Origin of the sequence: Oceanisphaera profunda (genome assembly GCF_002157895.1) — a bacterium.
GTDB classification, from domain to species: domain Bacteria; phylum Pseudomonadota; class Gammaproteobacteria; order Enterobacterales; family Aeromonadaceae; genus Oceanimonas; species Oceanimonas profunda.
This window is the reverse complement of the sequence record NZ_CP021377.1, coordinates 2,578,320-2,597,995: the sequence shown is the minus strand read 5'-3', so window position 1 is coordinate 2,597,995 and position 19,676 is coordinate 2,578,320. Positions and strand designations below refer to the sequence as shown.

16 protein-coding genes are annotated in these 19,676 nt (G+C 48.9%); 8 read left to right on the top strand and 8 right to left on the bottom strand.

Going from position 1 to position 19,676, the window contains the following annotated elements:
- Nucleotides 1–14 precede the first annotated feature (14 nt).
- Entirely contained in the window at nucleotides 15–1,838 is a 1,824-nt protein-coding gene (locus CBP31_RS11460) for a L,D-transpeptidase family protein (protein WP_227875016.1), read from the bottom strand.
- Between the two features lie 316 nt (nucleotides 1,839–2,154).
- On the opposite strand from CBP31_RS11460, the gene cysK reads away from it, so the two are divergent.
- From cysK to CBP31_RS11430, 6 genes are all read left to right on the top strand, one after another.
- Nucleotides 2,155–3,123 carry a cysteine synthase A gene (gene cysK, locus CBP31_RS11455; RefSeq protein ID WP_087037384.1) on the top strand — a complete coding sequence of 323 codons (969 nt, stop codon included), beginning with the start codon at nucleotides 2,155–2,157 and terminating at the stop codon, nucleotides 3,121–3,123.
- A 187-nt stretch (nucleotides 3,124–3,310) separates the two neighbouring features.
- Nucleotides 3,311–3,820, top strand: a complete 510-nt coding sequence (gene crr / locus CBP31_RS11450; RefSeq protein ID WP_087037382.1) for a PTS glucose transporter subunit IIA — start codon at nucleotides 3,311–3,313, stop codon at nucleotides 3,818–3,820.
- A 71-nt stretch (nucleotides 3,821–3,891) separates the two neighbouring features.
- Nucleotides 3,892–4,176 carry an HlyU family transcriptional regulator gene (locus CBP31_RS11445; RefSeq protein ID WP_087037380.1) on the top strand — a complete coding sequence of 95 codons (285 nt, stop codon included), beginning with the start codon at nucleotides 3,892–3,894 and terminating at the stop codon, nucleotides 4,174–4,176.
- A complete protein-coding gene (locus CBP31_RS11440) occupies nucleotides 4,154–6,352 on the top strand; it encodes a tRNA(Met) cytidine acetyltransferase TmcA (protein WP_087037378.1) in 2,199 nt (732 codons plus the stop codon). The genes CBP31_RS11445 and CBP31_RS11440 overlap by 23 nt, the downstream gene beginning before the upstream one ends.
- Before the next feature lie 106 nt (nucleotides 6,353–6,458).
- Nucleotides 6,459–7,811 (top strand): alanine/glycine:cation symporter family protein, encoded by a 1,353-nt coding sequence (locus CBP31_RS11435; protein ID WP_087037376.1) that lies wholly within the window; start codon nucleotides 6,459–6,461, stop codon nucleotides 7,809–7,811.
- Between the two features lie 153 nt (nucleotides 7,812–7,964).
- Entirely contained in the window at nucleotides 7,965–9,329 is a 1,365-nt protein-coding gene (locus CBP31_RS11430; protein WP_087037374.1) for a D-serine ammonia-lyase, read from the top strand.
- A gap of 203 nt (nucleotides 9,330–9,532) precedes the next feature.
- Here CBP31_RS11430 and CBP31_RS11425 read toward each other — a convergent pair whose 3' ends face one another.
- Entirely contained in the window at nucleotides 9,533–10,135 is a 603-nt protein-coding gene (locus CBP31_RS11425; RefSeq protein WP_087037372.1) for a transglycosylase SLT domain-containing protein, read from the bottom strand.
- Nucleotides 10,136–10,399: 264 nt separating this feature from the next.
- Here CBP31_RS11425 and CBP31_RS11420 point away from each other — a divergent pair, with 264 nt between their 5' ends.
- Nucleotides 10,400–12,658 carry an arginine/lysine/ornithine decarboxylase gene (locus CBP31_RS11420; protein ID WP_087037370.1) on the top strand — a complete coding sequence of 753 codons (2,259 nt, stop codon included), beginning with the start codon at nucleotides 10,400–10,402 and terminating at the stop codon, nucleotides 12,656–12,658.
- 260 nt (nucleotides 12,659–12,918) lie between these two features.
- On the opposite strand, the gene CBP31_RS11415 is transcribed toward CBP31_RS11420, so the two are convergent.
- From CBP31_RS11415 to CBP31_RS11405, 3 genes are all read right to left on the bottom strand, one after another.
- On the bottom strand, nucleotides 12,919–13,224 hold the full coding sequence (locus CBP31_RS11415; protein WP_087037368.1) for a hypothetical protein: 306 nt from the start codon (nucleotides 13,222–13,224) through the stop codon (nucleotides 12,919–12,921).
- Between the two features lie 818 nt (nucleotides 13,225–14,042).
- Nucleotides 14,043–14,351 carry a hypothetical protein gene (locus CBP31_RS11410; RefSeq protein WP_087037366.1) on the bottom strand — a complete coding sequence of 103 codons (309 nt, stop codon included), beginning with the start codon at nucleotides 14,349–14,351 and terminating at the stop codon, nucleotides 14,043–14,045.
- Between the two features lie 389 nt (nucleotides 14,352–14,740).
- The gene (locus CBP31_RS11405) at nucleotides 14,741–15,040 is read right to left on the bottom strand and encodes a hypothetical protein (RefSeq protein ID WP_087037364.1); all 300 of its coding nucleotides are present in this window, start codon (nucleotides 15,038–15,040) and stop codon (nucleotides 14,741–14,743) included.
- A gap of 348 nt (nucleotides 15,041–15,388) precedes the next feature.
- Between CBP31_RS11405 and CBP31_RS11400 the strand changes: the two genes are divergently transcribed.
- Nucleotides 15,389–16,444 carry a zinc-dependent alcohol dehydrogenase family protein gene (locus tag CBP31_RS11400; RefSeq protein ID WP_227875015.1) on the top strand — a complete coding sequence of 352 codons (1,056 nt, stop codon included), beginning with the start codon at nucleotides 15,389–15,391 and terminating at the stop codon, nucleotides 16,442–16,444.
- A gap of 285 nt (nucleotides 16,445–16,729) precedes the next feature.
- Here CBP31_RS11400 and CBP31_RS11395 read toward each other — a convergent pair whose 3' ends face one another.
- The 3 genes from CBP31_RS11395 to CBP31_RS11385 all read right to left on the bottom strand — a co-directional run bounded on the left by CBP31_RS11395 (nucleotide 16,730) and on the right by CBP31_RS11385 (nucleotide 19,675).
- Nucleotides 16,730–17,764, bottom strand: coding sequence for a YeiH family protein (locus CBP31_RS11395; protein WP_227875014.1), 1,035 nt, complete (start codon nucleotides 17,762–17,764; stop codon nucleotides 16,730–16,732).
- Between the two features lie 12 nt (nucleotides 17,765–17,776).
- Nucleotides 17,777–18,268 (bottom strand): universal stress protein, encoded by a 492-nt coding sequence (locus CBP31_RS11390; protein ID WP_087037363.1) that lies wholly within the window; start codon nucleotides 18,266–18,268, stop codon nucleotides 17,777–17,779.
- Nucleotides 18,269–18,334: 66 nt separating this feature from the next.
- On the bottom strand, nucleotides 18,335–19,675 hold the full coding sequence (locus tag CBP31_RS11385) for a TRAP transporter large permease (protein ID WP_087037361.1): 1,341 nt from the start codon (nucleotides 19,673–19,675) through the stop codon (nucleotides 18,335–18,337).
- Nucleotide 19,676: the final 1 nt, after the last annotated feature.

Genomic DNA, 19,676 nt, shown 5'->3' with positions numbered 1-19,676 from the left:
AGTTTATAAGCGGGTTAGCCGGCGCTAAAGGGGTTGGTTAGTCTGGTATCAAAACCGTAAATGTCATTACGAAAGTGCGGTTTGCCATCCGCGCCCAGCCAGCCGGGCCAATACACCATAAATAAGGGTAGCGGCTCGTTGACTTTGATCCAGCGAGTTTCTGGTTTGGCTTTTAGCGCGGCTAAGCGACTGCCGTTCATCTGCCCTGCCACTAACCAGTCGGCCAGTTGCTCGGCACCTTCAACGCGCACACAACCCGAGCTCAGCGCGCGGCTGTCACGGGCAAACAAGCCGCGACCAGGGGTGTCATGCAAATAAATGGCATCACTGTTGGGCAGATGAAATTTAAAGGCCCCTAGCGCATTACCGCGACCTGGGCGCTGGCGTAACCGATAAGGAAAGCCACCGCCCTCTTCCAGCCGAGTTTGCCATTCATGCCGAGAAATCACTTGGGTGCCAGAGCTGTCCAGCACTTCAAATCCTTGGCGATCCAGATAGTCCGGATCTCGATGCAGCTTAGGCAAGATATCTTTCGTCAGAATGGAGCGCGGCACATTCCAAGGTGGATTAAACACCACGCTGGTGATTTTGTTGGCCATGATCGGCGTTTTACGCTGATTTTGTCCCACTATCACGTTGCTCTCAAATACCAAGGCTTGATTCTGGTATAGGCGCAAATGATATTCGGGGATATTGACCAACAGATAAGAAGGCGGTAATTCATCGCTGATCAAGGTGCGCATCATGCTGCGCATCAACAGTTGCGCGCGCTTTAATGGCGAGGTGTCTAGCCAAGCATAGGTTTGCGGGCCAACCACGCCATCCACGGTTAAGCCGTGACGCGCTTGAAAGCGTTTTACGCCAGCAACCAAGTCTGCATCGTAGTGCTCCAAATCGAGAAACACAGACGCGGCCACAGGGCTATTGTTTAAGCCAGATAACACATCCATTGTCGGGCGAGCGCTCACTGGGCTTGGCAGAGCGATATCCTGTTCAGCCGCCCCTAAATCGCCTTCAACCACGCCGGCCGCAATTAAATCGGCTTCGGTGAGGTCAAGCTCGCTTAATTCAGGAGTGATGAGTCCGGGATTCGTTAACTCAGAGTCAGCGACCTCGGTTGCCGCTAAGCTCACTCCCTCAGGCACACCGTTATTGTCCAGCACATTACTTTTATCCAGCACGTCGCTATTATCCAGCGCCTTGTCTAGCTCATGCTGTGAAATCAGGTTAAGGCTCGACACCGCAGGCAAATCAATATCCGTTGATTCAGGCATATCACCTAACAACTGCAGCCGCTGGCGAATGCCGACCACCTGCGCATGGTACTCGTTAGGCTTTAGGGTAGCACCGCGCAAGGCAGGCCAAGGTTGATCATTGAGCGCCAGCAGACGCGTCAGCTGTTCTGCCAGCTGCTGATGATCCCCATAACCCGGCGTGAGTTGTGCGACTAACTGTTCACGGTTACCTAACTCATTGGCCAAGCGTAAATTAGTTTTATCGGCTTCAGAGAATGATAATTTGGCTTTATGAGTGCGCAAATACTGACGATCGTAAAAAGATAAGCCCGACCAATGGCGCCAAAAGCTTTGTAATCCCAGTAATAAGCGGTCATCGGCTTGGTCTGATGCGGTGTCGGTAGACACCGCCTGTTGCCACCACTGCGTGATATTAGGGTGCACATCTGCCAAGGCCAACTCCAAGCCCAACTGATGCAATTGCTCGCGCGCCTTGGGCTCGTCTTGCCAACCGGCAGCAGTAGCACTGCCCATGGTTAGCGACACTAATAGCCAAAGTCCGCCTGCGGCACGACATTTTGTTACCCATTTACTGCCTATCATATAAATGTCCACCCATTCCCTGAATCACACTGCTGACTGGCCAAAATAAAAACGACTCTTCACTGGTTGCGCGTCAAAAGCTTGCGCACCGGCTCCTTGATAACAAATTTATGATAAAAGCTCCATTTATTCTGCAGTTTATCTTCCCGTCATAAATGCATATGATTCAAGTATGTAATAACTTCTGGTTATAACAATTTGTCACTTCTCATTCTAATTTGTCATTTCTCATTCTAAATAGAATGGTTAAGCTGGCTGCATATCAATAATCATGATGTTAGCGAACTGGATGCTAGCGAACTACGGGAATAGTCACATGAGCAAAATTTTTGAAGATAACTCGCTGACCATTGGCAATACGCCTTTGGTAAGATTGAACCGCGTGAGCAAGGGTCGCGTACTGGCTAAAATAGAAAGCCGCAACCCCAGCTTCAGTGTGAAGTGCCGTATCGGTGCCAACATGATTTGGGATGCAGAAAAGCGCGGTGAATTGGTCGCAGGCAAGGAGCTGATTGAGCCCACCAGTGGCAATACCGGTATCGCTTTAGCGTTTGTGGCGGCTTCTCGTGGCTATGCTATTACCCTGACCATGCCAAACACCATGAGCATGGAGCGTCGCCAACTGCTCAAAGCACTGGGCGCGAATATCGTGCTTACCGAAGGTGCCCAAGGCATGAAGGGTGCGATCGAAAAGGCCATAGAGCTGAGAGACAGCGCCCCAGAAAAGTTTGTATTGCTACAGCAATTTAATAACCCCGCTAACCCAGAAATTCATGAAAAAACCACCGGCCCTGAGCTGTGGGATGAAACTGACGGTGAAATTGATGTGTTTGTATCTGGCGTGGGTACCGGCGGTACGCTAACAGGTGTGTCTCGCTACATTAAAAACACCAAAGGCAAAGCCATTATCACGGTCGCCGTTGAACCTGCAGAGTCGCCAGTCATTACCCAAGCTTTGGCCGGTGAGCCGCTCAAACCTGGTCCTCATAAAATTCAAGGTATCGGTGCCGGCTTTATTCCAGGTAACTTAGACTTGTCTTTGGTGGATCGCGTTGAGCAAGTCACCAGTGATGAAGCCATCGAGATGGCGCGTCGTTTGATGAAAGACGAAGGTATTTTAGCCGGCTTTAGCTCCGGTGCTGCCGTGGTTGCCGCCAACCGTCTGGCAGAGCTGCCTGAGTTTGCTAACAAGACTATCGTGGTTATCTTGCCAAGCTCTGGTGAGCGCTACTTAAGTACGGCCTTGTTTCAAGGTATCTTCACTGAGCAAGAATTACCGGCTTAAATAACACTGCCCTGCATTCATGCAGGGCTTAGTGAATGAAGCGCAGGCTGTTTAATAAACAGCCTGCGCTTTTTTATGCGCGATTAGGCACGCCACATTCTTTCTTCCGGCACTCTAGGTAAGCTTGGTGCTTAGTTCTGGCCACTGTTATCATCGTGATTCTTCATTACTGCAGGGAGCTAAGAGTATGGGTCTGTTTAATAAACTAAAAAGAATGGTGTCTGACGAGCCCGTCCGTAAGCAGAACATTCGGCTACTGGCCCCCCTCTCCGGTGAGATAGTGGCGTTAGAAAATGTGCCAGATGTGGTATTTGCTGAGAAAATTGTCGGTGACGGTATCGCCATTAAGCCCAGCGGCAATAAAGTTGTTGCCCCTTGTGATGGGGTGATCAGTAAGATTTTTGAGACCAATCATGCCTTTGCCATGAACAGTGACTCAGGTTTAGAGCTGTTTATTCATGTCGGTATCGATACCGTGGAACTCAAGGGCGAAGGTTTTACACGCATCGCCCACGAAGGCCAAACCGTAAAAGCCGGTGATGTGATTCTCGAATTCGACTTAAATTTATTAGTAGCCAAAGCCAAGTCCACCTTAACGCCGGTGATCATCTCCAATATGGACGAGATCAAAGAACTGACTAAATACAGCGGCGCCGTCACTTTAATCACAGACGCTATCTTAAGCGTGAGAAAATAATCGTCTGCTGCACAGAATCGTATTACCTCGTCTCACCTTAATCACCTCGCCTTTAATGTAGAGTTTCACGCATGCTTAACTGGTTAAAAAAATGGGCCTTTCGCTCGCCATCTGCCCCTGTCGGGGCTGACATTGCGCCCATTAATTATCAGGGCTACCACATTTATCCCGCCCCGATTGCAGAAGGCGGTCAATATCGAATTAATGGCCGTATCATCCAACTGATAGACGGCACCGAGCACTGTTATGACTTGGTGCGCGCCGATTTATTACCCTCGGCCGAGCAAGCCGCCGAGCTTATGATAGCCAAAGCCAAACGAGTGATAGACGAACATGGCAACCGGCTCTTTCATTGATAATCCGCTAATGCCCTCCCCGTTAACTGCTGATCATTTAGTGGCGTGGCAAACTTGGCGCCAGCAATTATGCCAAACGGGGGAACGGCGGCTATTGGTCATGGCCGGTGAGCAAGACTGGGCCATGGCACAAGCCCAGCAGCTCACTTGCTCTGAGCCTAATACTCTTTGGCTAGGCCAAGCGCTTGGTAGCCAGGCTGCCACTGCCACCAACAAATTTAAAACCGTGCTCGGCCAAGCATACGGTGCTCTCGTCGTTAACGCTTTTAGCGGTTTACATCCTGATGCTTTGGCCGCCGTGGCCGGTACCTTGATGGCCGGTGGTGTACTGATATTGCTGTGCCCACCGCTTGCCCATTGGCCTCAGTATGCAGATCCTGATTTAGTGCGTTACGTGGCCGAACCGGAGCAAGCAAAAGGTCTGCACAGCCGCTTCTTAAGCCGCTTTATGCAAATATTACAACAAGACACACAAGTATTGCATTGGCCACAAGGTGCGGCTTTTCCCACTTTGCCATTGATAGAAAAAACACCGCCATGGCAGCTGAACTCAGACCGACAAGGCTGCCTAAACGATCAGCAGCGACATGCCTTAGCAGTGTTGTTGCACAGCGCTCGTCGCCGAATTCCGGTGATCTTGACCGCCGATCGTGGCCGCGGTAAATCCAGCGTATTGGGTTTAACCGCCAGTCGCTTACTTAAAGCCGGTTTACGAGTATTACTCACCGCACCCAGCCCCCATGCCGTTAGCCAAGTACTGGCCCATTGTGCACAACCCTTAGTTTTTATGGCGCCCGATGCGCTGCTTGCCGAGCGGCCCCCTGCGGATATTTTATTGATTGATGAAGCCGCCGCCATTCCGGTGGCGCTACTATTACGTTTGGCGCGGCAGTATTGCTGTGTGTTTGCCAGCACCGAGCACGGCTACGAGGGCACCGGCCTTGGCTTTCAATTAAAATTTCAGCCACAACTGCTGCGCATGCAGCCGCGCACCCAAAAAGTTCAGCTGCGCACACCGGCGCGCTGGAGCAGTACAGATCCATTAGAGCCGTTATTATTTCGCTTATTGGCACTCAATGCGGTTGCAGTCACACCTACTCGTCACGGTAAACTAACAATACGCTGGGTCAACCAAGATCAATTGCTCAACGACGATATGTTATTAAGCCAGCTGTTTGGCCTGTTGACCTTGGCTCATTATCAAACCAGCCCCAGTGATTTACGCCAGTTATTGGATGCGCCCGAGCTGCATTTAGCCGTAATGTTTCGCCAATCCACCCCCGTGGCCGTGGCCCTGTTGATCAGCGAAGGGCAAACGCACACTCATCCTTTAACCGCTGATCTTAGCTTGGCTATTTGGCGCGGCCAACGCCGACCGCGCGGTCACTTGTTGCCACAATCTTTAGCCTTTCACGGCGGCTTGAGTGAGGCTTGTCAGTTTCATTATCACAGAGTGATGCGCATCGTCGTGCACCCCGACTGTCAGCACGCCGGGCTAGGCAGTCAATTACTCACTTGGCTGCAACAACAAATGCAGCCCACAGCCCTGTCATCCCCCGCAAAGCCAGTACTAACCGGGGATTTTATCGGTACCAGCTTTGGTGCCAGCCCTGAGCTGATAAAATTTTGGCAAGCCAATGGCTTTAGTGCTGTGCGTCTGGGCCAAAGCCGAGATGCGGTCAGTGGCTTACAAGCGGTGATGATGTTATGGCCAAGCTCAGCCGCCGCCAAGCTGCAACTGCCGCTCTGGCAGGGGCAATTTAGTGCCAATGTGCATCGCCATCCATGCGCTACACCGCCCCTTAGCTCGGATTCATCCTTAACTGGCGATGACACATGCTTAATTGCAGACAGCACATGCTTGGTTGAGAATGACAAGGCCGCCATTTATCAGGCGTTAACGCTGCTGCCGCCCAGCGATACCCGAGCGCAAGACCGACAGATTGCTCATGACTTTGCTTTTTATCATCGAGATTTAAGCGCTGATCAAGCAGCCTTGGCGCGCTTTGTGGCAAGCCATACTCCATTGAAACCACTTTCAAACTCAGAACAACGACTGCTGGCCGCTCTGCTCGCCACAGGCGCACAGCCGACTTTAGTTGCGAAAGAATGGCAACTAAGCGGATATAAAGCTGCCATATCCCAGTGCCGCCAGTTAATGCAAGCCTTTTTTTAAGTTCCATCCGAAACATGAATCTATAGCGCAAATTTTAATATCCCAGCTAGCCTATTACAGGAAAACAGTGTTAACTCACTGTTAAATATATTGTAGGAGTCTAGCTATGGAATGGTTGACCAATCTATTAACGGCAGTAAATGGCGTGGTATGGGGCGTACCCATGCTCGTGGGTATCTTAGGCATAGGGCTCTATTTACAATTGCGTATGGGGTTTATGCCCATTCGAAAATTAGGTACTGGCTTCAAATTATTATTCACTAAAACAGAAACCGGTAGTGGTGAAATCTCGCCCTTTAATGCCTTGATGACGTCACTGGCAGCCACCATAGGCACGGGTAATATTGCCGGCGTAGCGACCGCTATTTTCTTAGGCGGCCCGGGTGCGCTGTTTTGGATGTGGATGACAGCCTTAGTGGGCATGGCCACCAAGTATGCAGAAGCCGTATGTGCGGTTAACTTTCGCGAAACCGACGAAAAGGGCAACCACGTTGGCGGCCCTATGTACTACATCAAAAATGGCTTAGGCCCTAAGTGGGCGTGGCTAGGTGTCGCATTCGCCTTATTTGGCGCCTTAGCCGGCTTTGGTATTGGTAATACGGTACAAGCCAACTCGGTGGCAGATGCATTAAGTAGCTCTTTTGGCATCTCACACTCAGGCACCGGTATAGTGTTAATGGTGCTGGTAGGCTTGGTATTAATCGGCGGTATTCGCTGGATCTCTGAAGTGGCAGGCAAGTTAGTGCCCTTGATGACGGTCGCCTACTTTGTGGCGGGTATCATCGTCTTAGGGATGAACGCCCCCGCATTACCGTCCGCTTTTGGTACCATATTCGAACATGCCTTTAGCCCTGTTGCCGCGCAAGGTGGTTTTGCCGGTGCTGCAGTATGGATGGCCATTCGCTTTGGTGTGGCACGAGGTGTGTTCTCTAACGAGGCCGGCCTAGGTAGTGCTCCTATCGCACACGCGGCCGCAAAAACCGACAGCCCAGTGCGCCAAGGCTTAATTGCCATGCTGGGTACCTTTATCGACACCATTATCGTCTGTTCTATTACCGGCTTAGCCATAGTGGTCACCGGCAGTTGGACCAGTGGTGAAACCGGCGCCTCGCTAACCGCACACGCCTTTTCACTGGCTATTCCGGGCGGGGAATATATCGTCTCGCTGGCCTTAGCTATCTTTGCCTTTACCACCATTTTGGGCTGGAGCTTTTACGGTGAAAAATGTGTGCAGTTCCTGTTTGGCGTAAAAGCTATCTTGCCGTTTCGCATACTCTGGGTACTCGCACTGCCCATAGGCGCGACTCAGTCATTAGAGTTTATTTGGCTGTTGGCCGACACCTTAAACGCCATGATGGCCATTCCTAACCTGATTGCCTTGGCATTGTTAAGCCCAGTGGTGTTTAGATTAACCAAAGTCTACTTCGCTGATCAAAAGGCGCTCAATCAAAAGCGCTAAATAAGCACAGACACACACCACAATATCGCAGGTGTTGTCAGTCAGTACCCCCAACAAGCAGGCCTTTAGGCCTGCTTGTTGCTTGATAGCCACCCTTTCACCAAGAGGCTGATATACTGTGTGGTGTTCAGCTCACTTTCAGGACTCAACGATATGTATGCCCATCCCCGTTATTCACCAGAAGCCATTAGCGAGCTTTGCCAAGCCCATCCGTTATTGAATGAGCTGATAGCCCTTAAACCCGTCACTTGGTTTAATCCCGAACGGCTACCCGTCGAGCAAGCGCTGGCAGCCGTAGGGCTCACCGCTGAGGATGTGCAAGATGCCAGCCAGCGTTTAGACCGTTTTGCTGCCTACTTTAGTGTGGCCTTCCCCGAAACCGCCATTAGCCAAGGGCGCTTAGAATCACCAATACGCAAGCTGCCTAAGATGCAGCAGGCGTTAGAGGCACAATTTCAACAAACATTACCCGGTGAGTTATGGCTAAAAATGGACAATCAACTGCCCATTTCTGGCTCCATTAAAGCGAGGGGTGGCATTTATGAAGTGTTACAGCACGCCGAAAAGCTGGCCCTTAAAGCCGGTTTATTACAACGTTCAGATGATTATGCCAAATTGCACAGCGCGCCATTTCGCGAGTTTTTCAGTCAATATAGTATTGCGGTAGGCTCAACCGGTAACCTAGGCCTGTCGATCGGCATGATAGGTGCCAAGCTGGGATTTCAAACCAGCGTGCATATGTCGGCAGAAGCCAGAACCTGGAAAAAACAGTTACTGCGTACTCAAGGCGTCACGGTAGTGGAATACGACAGCGACTATTCAGTAGCCGTTGCCGAGGGCCGCGCGCAGGCCGCAGGGGATGCCTATTGTCATTTTGTGGATGATGAGAATTCATTGCAGTTGTTTTTAGGCTACGCGGTGGCCGGTGAACGATTGAAAGCGCAGTTTGAGCAAGCCGATATTAAAGTCGACCGTGCCAACCCTTTGTTTGTCTACTTGCCTTGTGGCGTAGGCGGCGGCCCAGGTGGCGTGGCGTTTGGCTTGAAACTGGCCTTTGGCGATGCGGTGCACTGCATCTTTGCCGAACCCACCCATTCGCCCTGTATGCTGCTCGGCGTTTACAGTGGTTTGCACGACCAAATTTCGGTGCAAGACTTACATATCGATAATATCACCGCCGCCGATGGCCTAGCGGTGGGTCGCCCTTCTGGCTTCGTGGGTCGCTTAATGTCGCCGATGCTCGACGGCTTTTATACCTTGGGTGATGAGGATATGTTGTCGTTACTGGGGCGATTAAACGAGCAAGAAGATATTAAACTCGAACCCTCCGCCTTGGCCGGTATGCCAGGGCCGTGGCGGGTGTTACAGGATGAAGGCTATTTGCAGCGTCTAGGCTTAACACCTGAGCGTTTAGCGAATGCCCATCACTTGGTATGGGCCACCGGCGGCGGCATGGTACCCCAAGCAGAAATGGCACAATACTTGGCACAAGCTGCTGCTCTCGCTGGTGAAGAGTAAAGGATGAATAGGACGACACAAACCTAAAAGCTCTTTCTGCCACGGAATACACGGAAGAACACGGAAAAAGTGATTAAGAAAAATAAGTTTATTGGTAAAGATCCCATCTCTTTTATCTTGTCGCTCTTATTCAGTGTATTCCGTGGCAAATAAATTTCTCGTATTGGATCTTTCAATCCCTATGTTTAGCTCGGTGCTGCTCGCTATCCAAACCAGCCACGGTTTAGGCTGTCTTTGCACTGCCAGTATTGGTCTGCGTAGCGTTTGGCGCGGCCCTCTACTTTGCGAGACACCTTTAACAGCCAACCTTTTTTGTTATGGGTACCGCGGCGATAACCGCCCCAGCCGTCGTGATAATTTAAATACTGGTTATAGGCATCCCACTTAGACACGCCATTAATCTTACTGGTTTTACTCATATACCAGCCCATAAAGTCTACGGCATCATCAAAGTTACTGCGGCTGGCCCAGCCATTGCCCGTTTCTCGTTGATAATCCGCCCAGGTGGCTTTTTTAGCCTGCGCGTAGCCATAGGCATCTGAAGCGCGTCCCCTAGGAATAAACAAAAAGTAGCGCATCGGTGGTTGGGCATCATGCTTGAAGCTGCTTTCTTGATACATCATCGCCATCGTCACGTGCGCCGGTACTCCCCACTTTTTACGGGATTTTTCGACGGATTTATGCCAGCTCTTGTGCTCTTTAAAAATCGCACAGATATTTTCTGGATTACGCGGCGGTGCAGTGGCACAACTGGTGAGCAAGAGCGCGCCCACTAACCAAGTGGCGGCTTTTATGAGTTTGTTCATGAATACAGAGCACCAAGATAGCGACAGAGTTAGTCATAGTGCCAACTGTGTACCTATATTTCCAGTTTAGCGCTCTGCTATAAGCTCATAATGGGCCATGGTTCAGCGAGTTTGTAGTAAGCATTTTTGTCAGCTCGCATACTAAACAGTAGAATAGACTCAGTACCCGCTCGGCTAGCGAGCTTCTTTACCAGACAGTCCTACACTGCACGTCCGAAACCGGCACGTCCGAAACAGGCATGTCTGGCAACCCTAGGAAACCCGATGCAATTTTATTTTCCGATCATCATTATTGATGAAGATTTTCGCACCGAGAACACCAGTGGCTCAGGCATTCGAGAGCTGGCGGCCGCCATCGAAAAGTCTGGTATGGATGTAGTGGGATACACCAGTTACGGTGATTTAACCTCGTTTGCCCAGCAACAAAGTCGCGCAGCCGGCTTCGTGCTCTCCATTGATGACGAAGAGTTAGCAGGTAGCCCAGAAGAAGCCCAATCGGTGCTCGATCAGTTACATCGCTTCGTAGAACAAATTCGTCATCGCAACCCAGATATTCCTATTTATCTGTACGGTGAAACCCGCACCGCACGCCATATTCCTAATGCGATTTTGCGTGAATTGCATGGCTTTATTCATATGCACGAAGACACGCCTGACTTTGTGGCGCGTCATATTATTCGTGAAGCAAAAAGCTATCTCGACAGCCTAGCGCCGCCCTTCTTTCGTGCCCTCACCCATTATGCGCAAGATGGTTCTTATTCTTGGCATTGCCCCGGTCATTCCGGCGGTGTGGCGTTTTTAAAATCCCCTGTTGGCCAGATGTTCCACCAGTTTTTTGGTGAAAACATGCTGCGCGCCGATGTTTGTAACTCAGTCGACGAGCTCGGCCAGTTGCTGGATCACACGGGCCCGGTGGCCGCCAGTGAGCGCAATGCGGCGCGCATTTTTAACGCCGATCACTTGTACTTTGTGACCAACGGCACCTCTACCTCCAATAAAATCGTCTGGCACTCCACAGTCGCACCCGGCGATATCGTAGTCGTGGACCGTAACTGCCATAAGTCGATTTTACACGCCATTATGATGACAGGCGCGGTACCGGTATTCTTAATGCCCACCCGTAACCATTACGGCATTATTGGCCCCATTCCACGCAGTGAATTTGAGCCTGCGCGCATTCGTGAAAAAATGCTGGCCAACCCTTTCTGCCGTGAATTATTAGCCAAAAATCCGGATCTCAAACCACGGGTATTAACCATTACTCAGTCTACTTACGATGGCATCTTGTATAACGTCGAAGAGATCAAAAACCTGCTCGACGGCGAAATCGAAACCCTGCACTTCGATGAAGCTTGGATCCCGCACGCGGCTTTCCACGATTTTTACGGGGATTACCACGCCATTGGCGAAAACCGTCCGCGCTGTGAAAAGTCGATGATATTTTCTACCCAATCGACCCACAAAATGTTGGCCGGATTATCGCAAGCATCACAAATACTGGTGCAAAATGGCACCAACAACCACTTAGACCGAGATGTGTTTAACGAAGCGTATTTGATGCACACCTCAACCAGCCCCCAGTACGCCATTATTGCCTCTTGCGATGTAGCCGCCGCCATGATGGAAGCGCCCGGTGGCACCGCCTTAGTGGAAGAGTCATTATCTGAGGCGCTGGAATTTAGACGTGCCATGCGCAAGGTCGGGGATGAATACGGCAGCGACTGGTGGTTTAAGGTGTGGGGCCCCGATGATTTAACCGACGACGGCTTAGATGATCGCGATGCTTGGATGCTACACGCCGGTGAAAGCTGGCATGGTTTTGGTGATGTGGAGCCAGGCTTTAACTTGCTCGACCCTATCAAGGCCACCATTTTAACCCCCGGCCTTAATATGGAAGGCAATTTTTCCGACACCGGTATGCCCGCAGTGGTGGTCACTAAGTACTTGGCTGAACACGGTATTGTTATCGAAAAAACCGGCCTGTATTCGTTCTTTATTATGTTTACCATCGGTATTACCAAAGGCCGGTGGAACAGTATGGTTACCGAGCTGCAGCAGTTTAAAGACGATTACGACCACAACGTGCCCTTGTGGAAAGTGTTGCCTAAGTTTATTCAAGGCAATCCTAGCTATGAGCGTGTGGGTTTACGTGATCTGTGTGACCAAATTCACCAGATCTACAAAGAAAACGACGTGGCTAAGCTAACCACTGAAATGTATTTGTCAGACTTAATTCCCTCGATGAAGCCTGCCGATGCTTTCGCCAAAATGGCCCATAAGGAAATGGACAGAGTACCGATCGACGAATTATCCGGTCGCACTACGGCGGTAATGGTGGCTCCTTATCCACCCGGGATCCCGCTGTTGATCCCAGGCGAGGTGTTTAACGACACTATTATTAGCTACCTGAAATTTGCTCGAGAATTCAACCTGCGCTTTCCAGGCTTTGAAACCTATATTCACGGCTTAGTGACCGAAGAGCATGAAGGGCAAACGCAGTATTTTATCGACTGTATTCGCTAAGCTCAGCCAAAAAGGCGCTTGTTATACAAGCGCCTTTTTTCTAACGAAAACATCAGTATGCCGTGGACTTAGTGTCAACAAGAGACCTATCGGTTTCTACAAACACACAACACTGCATTTAGTGAACAATGAGTGACTGAGGTACGTTAGCTGTCGCTACTTTGCTCTACAAAAACGATATAAATGAGGTTGCGGTACAGGACCTGAAAAGTCAGACCCATTCTACTTAAGCTGTAACTCGCCTATTTTTTATCGGTGAATTAGCATAAAGCAGACATCAAATCTTCATGGTCTTCGACCACCTCATTAATCATCCGACAAAGCTGCATCGCGTCTTTACGAGACAGATACAGCTCCTGAGATGACTCATCCTCCTCTGCATTGCTATCCACCACTAAGATCATTCCTTGATCGGTCAGTTTAAAATGCAACTGATCCAAACGCGGCCGCAAGTACTGGCGTTGTTTAGGAATATCAATTTCTATGGTACAGCACGGATGAACCGTGATATTGACATCAAAATCAGCGCCACTCTGCAAGGTATAACACTTCTTTCTGACTAACATCACTGCCTCCTTTAACGTGATCGCCCGAGGTTCCTTCTCAGTTGTTCACAATCCAAACCGTTTATTTTTTATACAACACGTTAAGGTTAGCTCAGTTAAAAAAAGTTGCTATTAAACAAAACTCCCGCAGAGTAATTGTAAAAATAGCTAGCATAATTAATTAGTTATAAATTTTTTATATTAATTTATAAACAGATACATAACAGTATTCGCTAAAGCGATGTTTAAACAAAGCATAAGGCTCCAAGAGAATACCCAGCCTTAAACAAGCGAAAAAAATACAAAAACACTGAATAATGGATACAAAGTTACAGCATGAATTTATGTTCCAGCTGCTTTTGAGAGAGGCAGGACAGAGAAGAAACCGTCGGACGTTTACGCTATAAGCCGAAGAAAATTCCAGCGCTCACCCTTAATTTACGGCGTAAGGCGTACAGCGAGGCTGTTAGCCATTATCCTGAAACGGGCCAGCATTTCGCTGTTAATACCATTCTGGAAATTTAATATCATCCTGTTTCTCAAGATCATCGACGCCCTCTTCACCGAAATAGGCCATATCTTTACTTAGATTGGTATAATCTTAAACTTGGTCCTTCGAGTTATTTTTGATCTCGCCCTGGTATCAAACCGGCATTCAGTAGATATTTATAAGTTATAAAAAACAGATGCTTAAGCTTATAAAAAACCAACAACAACCTGACCTCTTATTAATTTAAAATAATAGTTAGGTGTACATGTGGCATTAAAGACTAAAACTCACCAAGCTCGACCAAAAAAATCGACCTGAAACTTTCAGGCCGATTTAATATAAAATTAGATTAATAGCATAAATCAGACATTAAAATTTCATGTTCTTCTTTAACTTCATCAATAGTTTGGCACAGTTCAAGGGCATCGCTATAAGAAAGTTCTAATACAATAGACTTCGACTCAGCAGTATCTTTTGCGTAACACTCTAACAATACATTTTTTTCACTCGGCGTGAAATGTATTAACGCCAACTTACTTTTTATTCTCTGACCCAGTTTAGGAACCGATATTACGATTGTGCAACAGGGGTTAATTATAATTTCAGCATAAATAGTAGTATCGCTTTGCAGCGAATACCGACACTTTCTCGCTAACATGGTTGTCTCCTTTACTCTTGATATATTCCAAGAGAATAAATAGAACATCTGCCAACAAATAGAGCGTTTTTTATACAGCTTTTCAATAGTACACCATTTATAAGCACTTGCAAGCCAACAGCTCCAACCTCCCATATCGCGTGATCTGCATGCATTGTTCACAATAAGTCAGCAAGAGTGCATACACTTCCGACGGTTAAACATGCACCAAGCAGACATAACCAAGATCAGTATTGTTGGAAAGCAGAGCATATTAAGAAGACTATATAGCCGCATGGCTAAAAAATTCAGAATCACTCACTTCCCTATCCTGCTATAAATAATAAAAACACCTAACATTATATGCAGGTGTTTTTTATAAATTTTCTGTTCAATGCCATATGGCTCTGTTATAAATCTGACATTAACCTTTCGTACTCTTGAATAACGTCATCAATCACTTCATAAAGATTAAAAGTATCTTTACGGGATAGCTGCAAGCTGACATCCTCAATTACACCACATCCTTTTTCACTACATACTAATAATACACCCTGTTGATTCAGCTTAAAGTGCACTCTTTCTAATTCAACAGTAAGATGTTGATGTTTATCAGGAATGTCGACCTCTATCGTGCCACAGGGTTTGATAATAATATTGGCGTGGCAGTCACCATTTTGTAGCGTATAACTGCGCAGTCTGCTTAACATACTTATCTCCTTGGAGTCGCCTCCAACACCTTGATCTATAAATAAAGTTCAGGGTCGTAGATGGAACTTTTTCGCCCTACAGCTTAATATTAGCTCAAACCAGTAAGAACGTAATAATTTCCCATGTAATAAAACTAGACGTGACTGTGCGCTTCAAACACAACTCCAAGCAGCTTTTAACGCTGTAAAGTGTAGCTAATCGACTCGATTCTAAAAACGAGTCCCATTGCTTATTAAAAGTTACTAACTAAGGTTAACCGAGCCTGCCGCTCAATCTTAATATAGGTGGGTGATATAACGAGAATCCTAAGGCTAACTTCTAACAAGGATGTAAATGAGGAACTTGTCATGATGATGCCAGAAAAAATGCAGGCCGTAGTCTACGGCGGCCCAGGTGTGAAATCTTTAGAGACTGTCGCGGCCCCCAAAATTTTGCAGCCAACCGATGCTATCGTTAAAATCGTTAAAACCACGATTTGTGGCACCGACTTACATATTCTTAAAGGCGATGTGCCAGCAGTGACCAAAGGTCGAATTTTAGGCCATGAGGGAGTGGGCGTAGTAGCAGAAGTGGGCAGCGCCGTTACCCGCTTTAAAAAAGGTGAGCGAGTACTGATCTCTTGTGTCAGTGCCTGCGGTAAGTGTCATTACTGCAAAAAACAGCTCTATGCGCATTGCGACAATGGCGGCTGGATTTTGGGCCACCTAATCGATGGCACTCAGGCTGAGTATGTACGCATACCCCATGCAGATAACAGCTTATACCCTATACCCGATGGCGCCGACGAAGAAGCGCTAGTGATGCTCAGCGATATTCTACCCACAGGCTTTGAGATTGGTGTGCTCTATGGTGCTGTACAACCGGGTGATACGGTCGCCATTATTGGTGCTGGCCCCATTGGAATGGCAGCATTATTAACGGCGCAGTTTTTTTCACCGGCTCAGCTGATCATGGTGGACATAGACGACTCACGTCTTGCCATGGCTAAAACCTTTGGCGCCACCCACACCATCAATAGCGCAACTCAAGATGCCGTGACCGAACTCATGGCCATGACCACAGACGGCATTGACGTGGTGATGGAAGCGGTTGGGATACCAGCCACTTTCGATATCTGCCAAAGCGTAGTACGCCCGGGTGGGCATATCGCCAATATTGGCGTACATGGCACCAGTGTGGATTTACAGCTGCAAGAGCTGTGGATTAAAAACATTACTCTCACTACCGGCTTAGTAAACACTAACACCACCGCCATGCTGCTAAAAAACGTACAGTCGGGTAAATTAAGACCGGCTGAGCTCATCACCCACCGCTTCGCTTTCAGCGATTTTATGCGCGCCTACGAAGTATTTGGCAATGCCAGCACAGAGCAGGCACTTAAAGTAATCATAGATAATTCTTAAGCAACACCCGCAATTCCTGTTCTCAGTCAAGACCTGACCCTGTCTGTGTCATCGAGAGCCGCAATAAAAAACCCTGACGGTGTTAAGTCAGGGTTTTGATATTTAGTAATAACAAATGCATCATATTTTCAGGTAGAAGCAGCGCAGCGAAGACATCATCCAGAGAGTTCGCGATTAGCTATGTCATTGACAAGCTCGGCCTTAAACTTACCGATAAACTGGATTTCGTACTACCGACACCTCTGATTTACACCTCGATCGTCGTTGGCATGAGTACTACTGCCATCACAAGCCCCCTATGCCGAAGTAAATACACGCCATCACAAACACTAACAGAAATACCGTTTCTGCGACCATTAAGATCACCGGCTTCCAACCCACCACCGCTAGTTTCTGGAATGAAGTTTTAATACCTAGCCCTGCAATGGCTGCGACCAGACACCAGCGTGATAAATCGGTGGCCAACTCGGCTGCCATCGTAGGGATCCAGCCTAGGCTGTTGATCAGCACTATCACTACAAAAGCGACCAGAAAGCCCGGTAGCATAGGAACTTTGCCGCTACTTCCTTCGGCACGGTTCTTACGGAACAGGAATATAAATACGATTACCGCCGGCACCAGCATAGCGACTCGTAATAATTTAACTAAGGTAGCAACAGCACCCGCATCTTCAGAGATCATATAGCCGGCACCCACTACCTGCGCTACATCGTGAATAGTGCCCCCCAGAAAAATACCCGCGTCGCTATCACTTAACCCCAGCATGCTAACAATCAGCGGATATACAATCATCGCTACGGTAGACAGGGTCGTCACCGCCACCACCGTCATAATAGTATTACGCTCGTGGGTTTCATGACGCGGCATCACCGCCGACAGGGCTAAGGCCGCAGACGCCCCACAAATGGCCACTGAGCCCCCAGTCAGCAATCCCATATCACGACTTAAACCCAGAATGCGAGCTAACAGAGCCCCGACGGCAATGGTCAAGGTCACGCCCGCGATCACCATAAATATCGGACCAATACCCAGTGCTGCTACTTCATCGAGGGTAATACGCACCCCTAACAAGGCCACACCAAGGCGCAGTATAGTACGCGAGGTAAATTCAACACCGGCTAGGCAGCGCCCTTCTTCGGTAAGAAAATGCAGTGTCATACCAAACAGCAGCGCATACAGTAATGTAGGGCCGCCATAATGATCTGCAATAAAGGTGGTCGCTAAGGCAATGGTGACACAGATGATAACGCCGGGCATCAAACGCTGCCCAGGTTCAATCAACCGCTTAAAGGAATACTTAGACATTTCAATCGTGGACATATTTTTTTCCTCCTATGGCCGCGCAACCGGAACAACTACCACTGGAACTTTGGCCCGCTTGATCACCCCCTTGGTGACCCTGCCGGCGTAAGTCGCAATATAACTGCGTTTATTGGCCGCCATCACAATCAAGTCGAACTTACCGATATTGGCAAAATGCGTGATCACTGATGCGGGATCGCCTTCCAAGACAGTGAGTGTGATCTCGCGATCCTTCATCGCTTCACGCATCTTGGGGAAGCGCACCCAAAAGGCCTCCAGCTCCGCGGCTAACTTGTCGCGGGATTGCTCGATACGCTGCTCCATGAGTGAACCGAGCACATCGCGATCTCGGATATTCACTTTCAGGGTATTCATCACATCTTCTGCCAATGATTTAACCACGTGCAGAATATTCAGGCTGGAATCTGTGGCCAACGCGAGATTGATGCCATGTTCAATGACGTTGTCGCAATTACCCCGCATGCCGATACTGCATAAAATACGGTTGATTTTCTTCGTCATGTTCGTCTCCTAAGCGATGTTCAGTACTCGCTGAACATCGCTAACCGTGTAATTAAAGGTGCTAACTCAGTAGCCCATGAGGGAAGGTAACCACAGTGACAATTGCGGGAAGTAGGCGATAACGAATACCGCGGTAATAGATGCTGCTGCGAACGGGAGCGCTTTAATCGATATTTCTTCTATCGAGGCCCCCCCGATCCCCGAGGCCACAAATAGATTTTCACCCAGTGGCGGCGTCTGGAAACCGATCGCTAATGAACACACCACCACTATGCCCACATGCACGGGATCCATACCCAACATGTACATAATGGGTAGCAGTACTGGGGTCAAAATCATGATCGCGGCCAGGGTTTCCATGAACATGCCGACGAAGAGCAGGAAAAAGATGATCATCGCCCAGATGAGGTAGGTGTTATCGGTAAAGCCCAGCATAGAATCCGCAATAATCGCCGGTACTCGGTTCTCCACCAGCAGGCGGCCAAAGACGGTCGCAGTAAACAAGATCAGTAACACCCGCCCGGTGATCCAAGTGGTGGTTTCCAATGTTCGTAGCGCCGACTTCAGCAGCAGTTCTTTATGCAGGAACACACCCACAATCAGCGTGTACACAATGGCCACAATGGCTGATTCGGTAGGCGTAAACAGCCCGGTGTAAATGCCGCCCAAAATAATGATGGGGGCCAACATCGACCATACGCCCTTGCGCAGCGCCGTCTTAATGTCGCTGAAGGACCAGGTATCACTCAGTCCGCGGTAACCTTTTTTGCGCGAAATAACGTAGTTAACGAGCAGCAGAAAACTGGCCATAACGATACCCGGCACCACACCAGCAATAAATAACTTAGGGATAGACAGCGTCTGGAAACTACCGTGTAAAGCCACTGCTTCCGGTGGTGGCTGCAGACCCATTCCAGAAATACCAAAGATAACCATCGGAATTGACGGCGGGATCACTACCCCTAATCCCCCGGAAGAAGCAGTAACCGCTGACGCATAGCCTTTGTTATAACCGCGCTTTGCCATCGCGGGGATCATCAGCATCCCGACTGCAGCAGTAGTCGCAGGGCCGGAGCCAGAAATAGCCCCAAAGAACATGCAGGCAAATATGGTTGCCGCACCTAGGCCGCCGGTCATGGGGCCGGCAAATGCCTCAGCAATGTCCACCAGCCGTTTCGAAATCCCGGCCGCCTCCATCAGCGCCCCCGCCAGAATAAACGCGGGCAACGCCATTAAGGGAAAAGCGCCCACCGACGTAAAGGCCATTTGTACAAACGCCAGCGGATTTTCACCCAAGGTCAAATAAGTAGCCAGCGCTGCCACTGCTAAGGACACCGCAATAGGAGCACCCAATACCAACAGCAAGAAAAACGCACCGAACAGGACGTAGATTAGTGTGGATTCCATG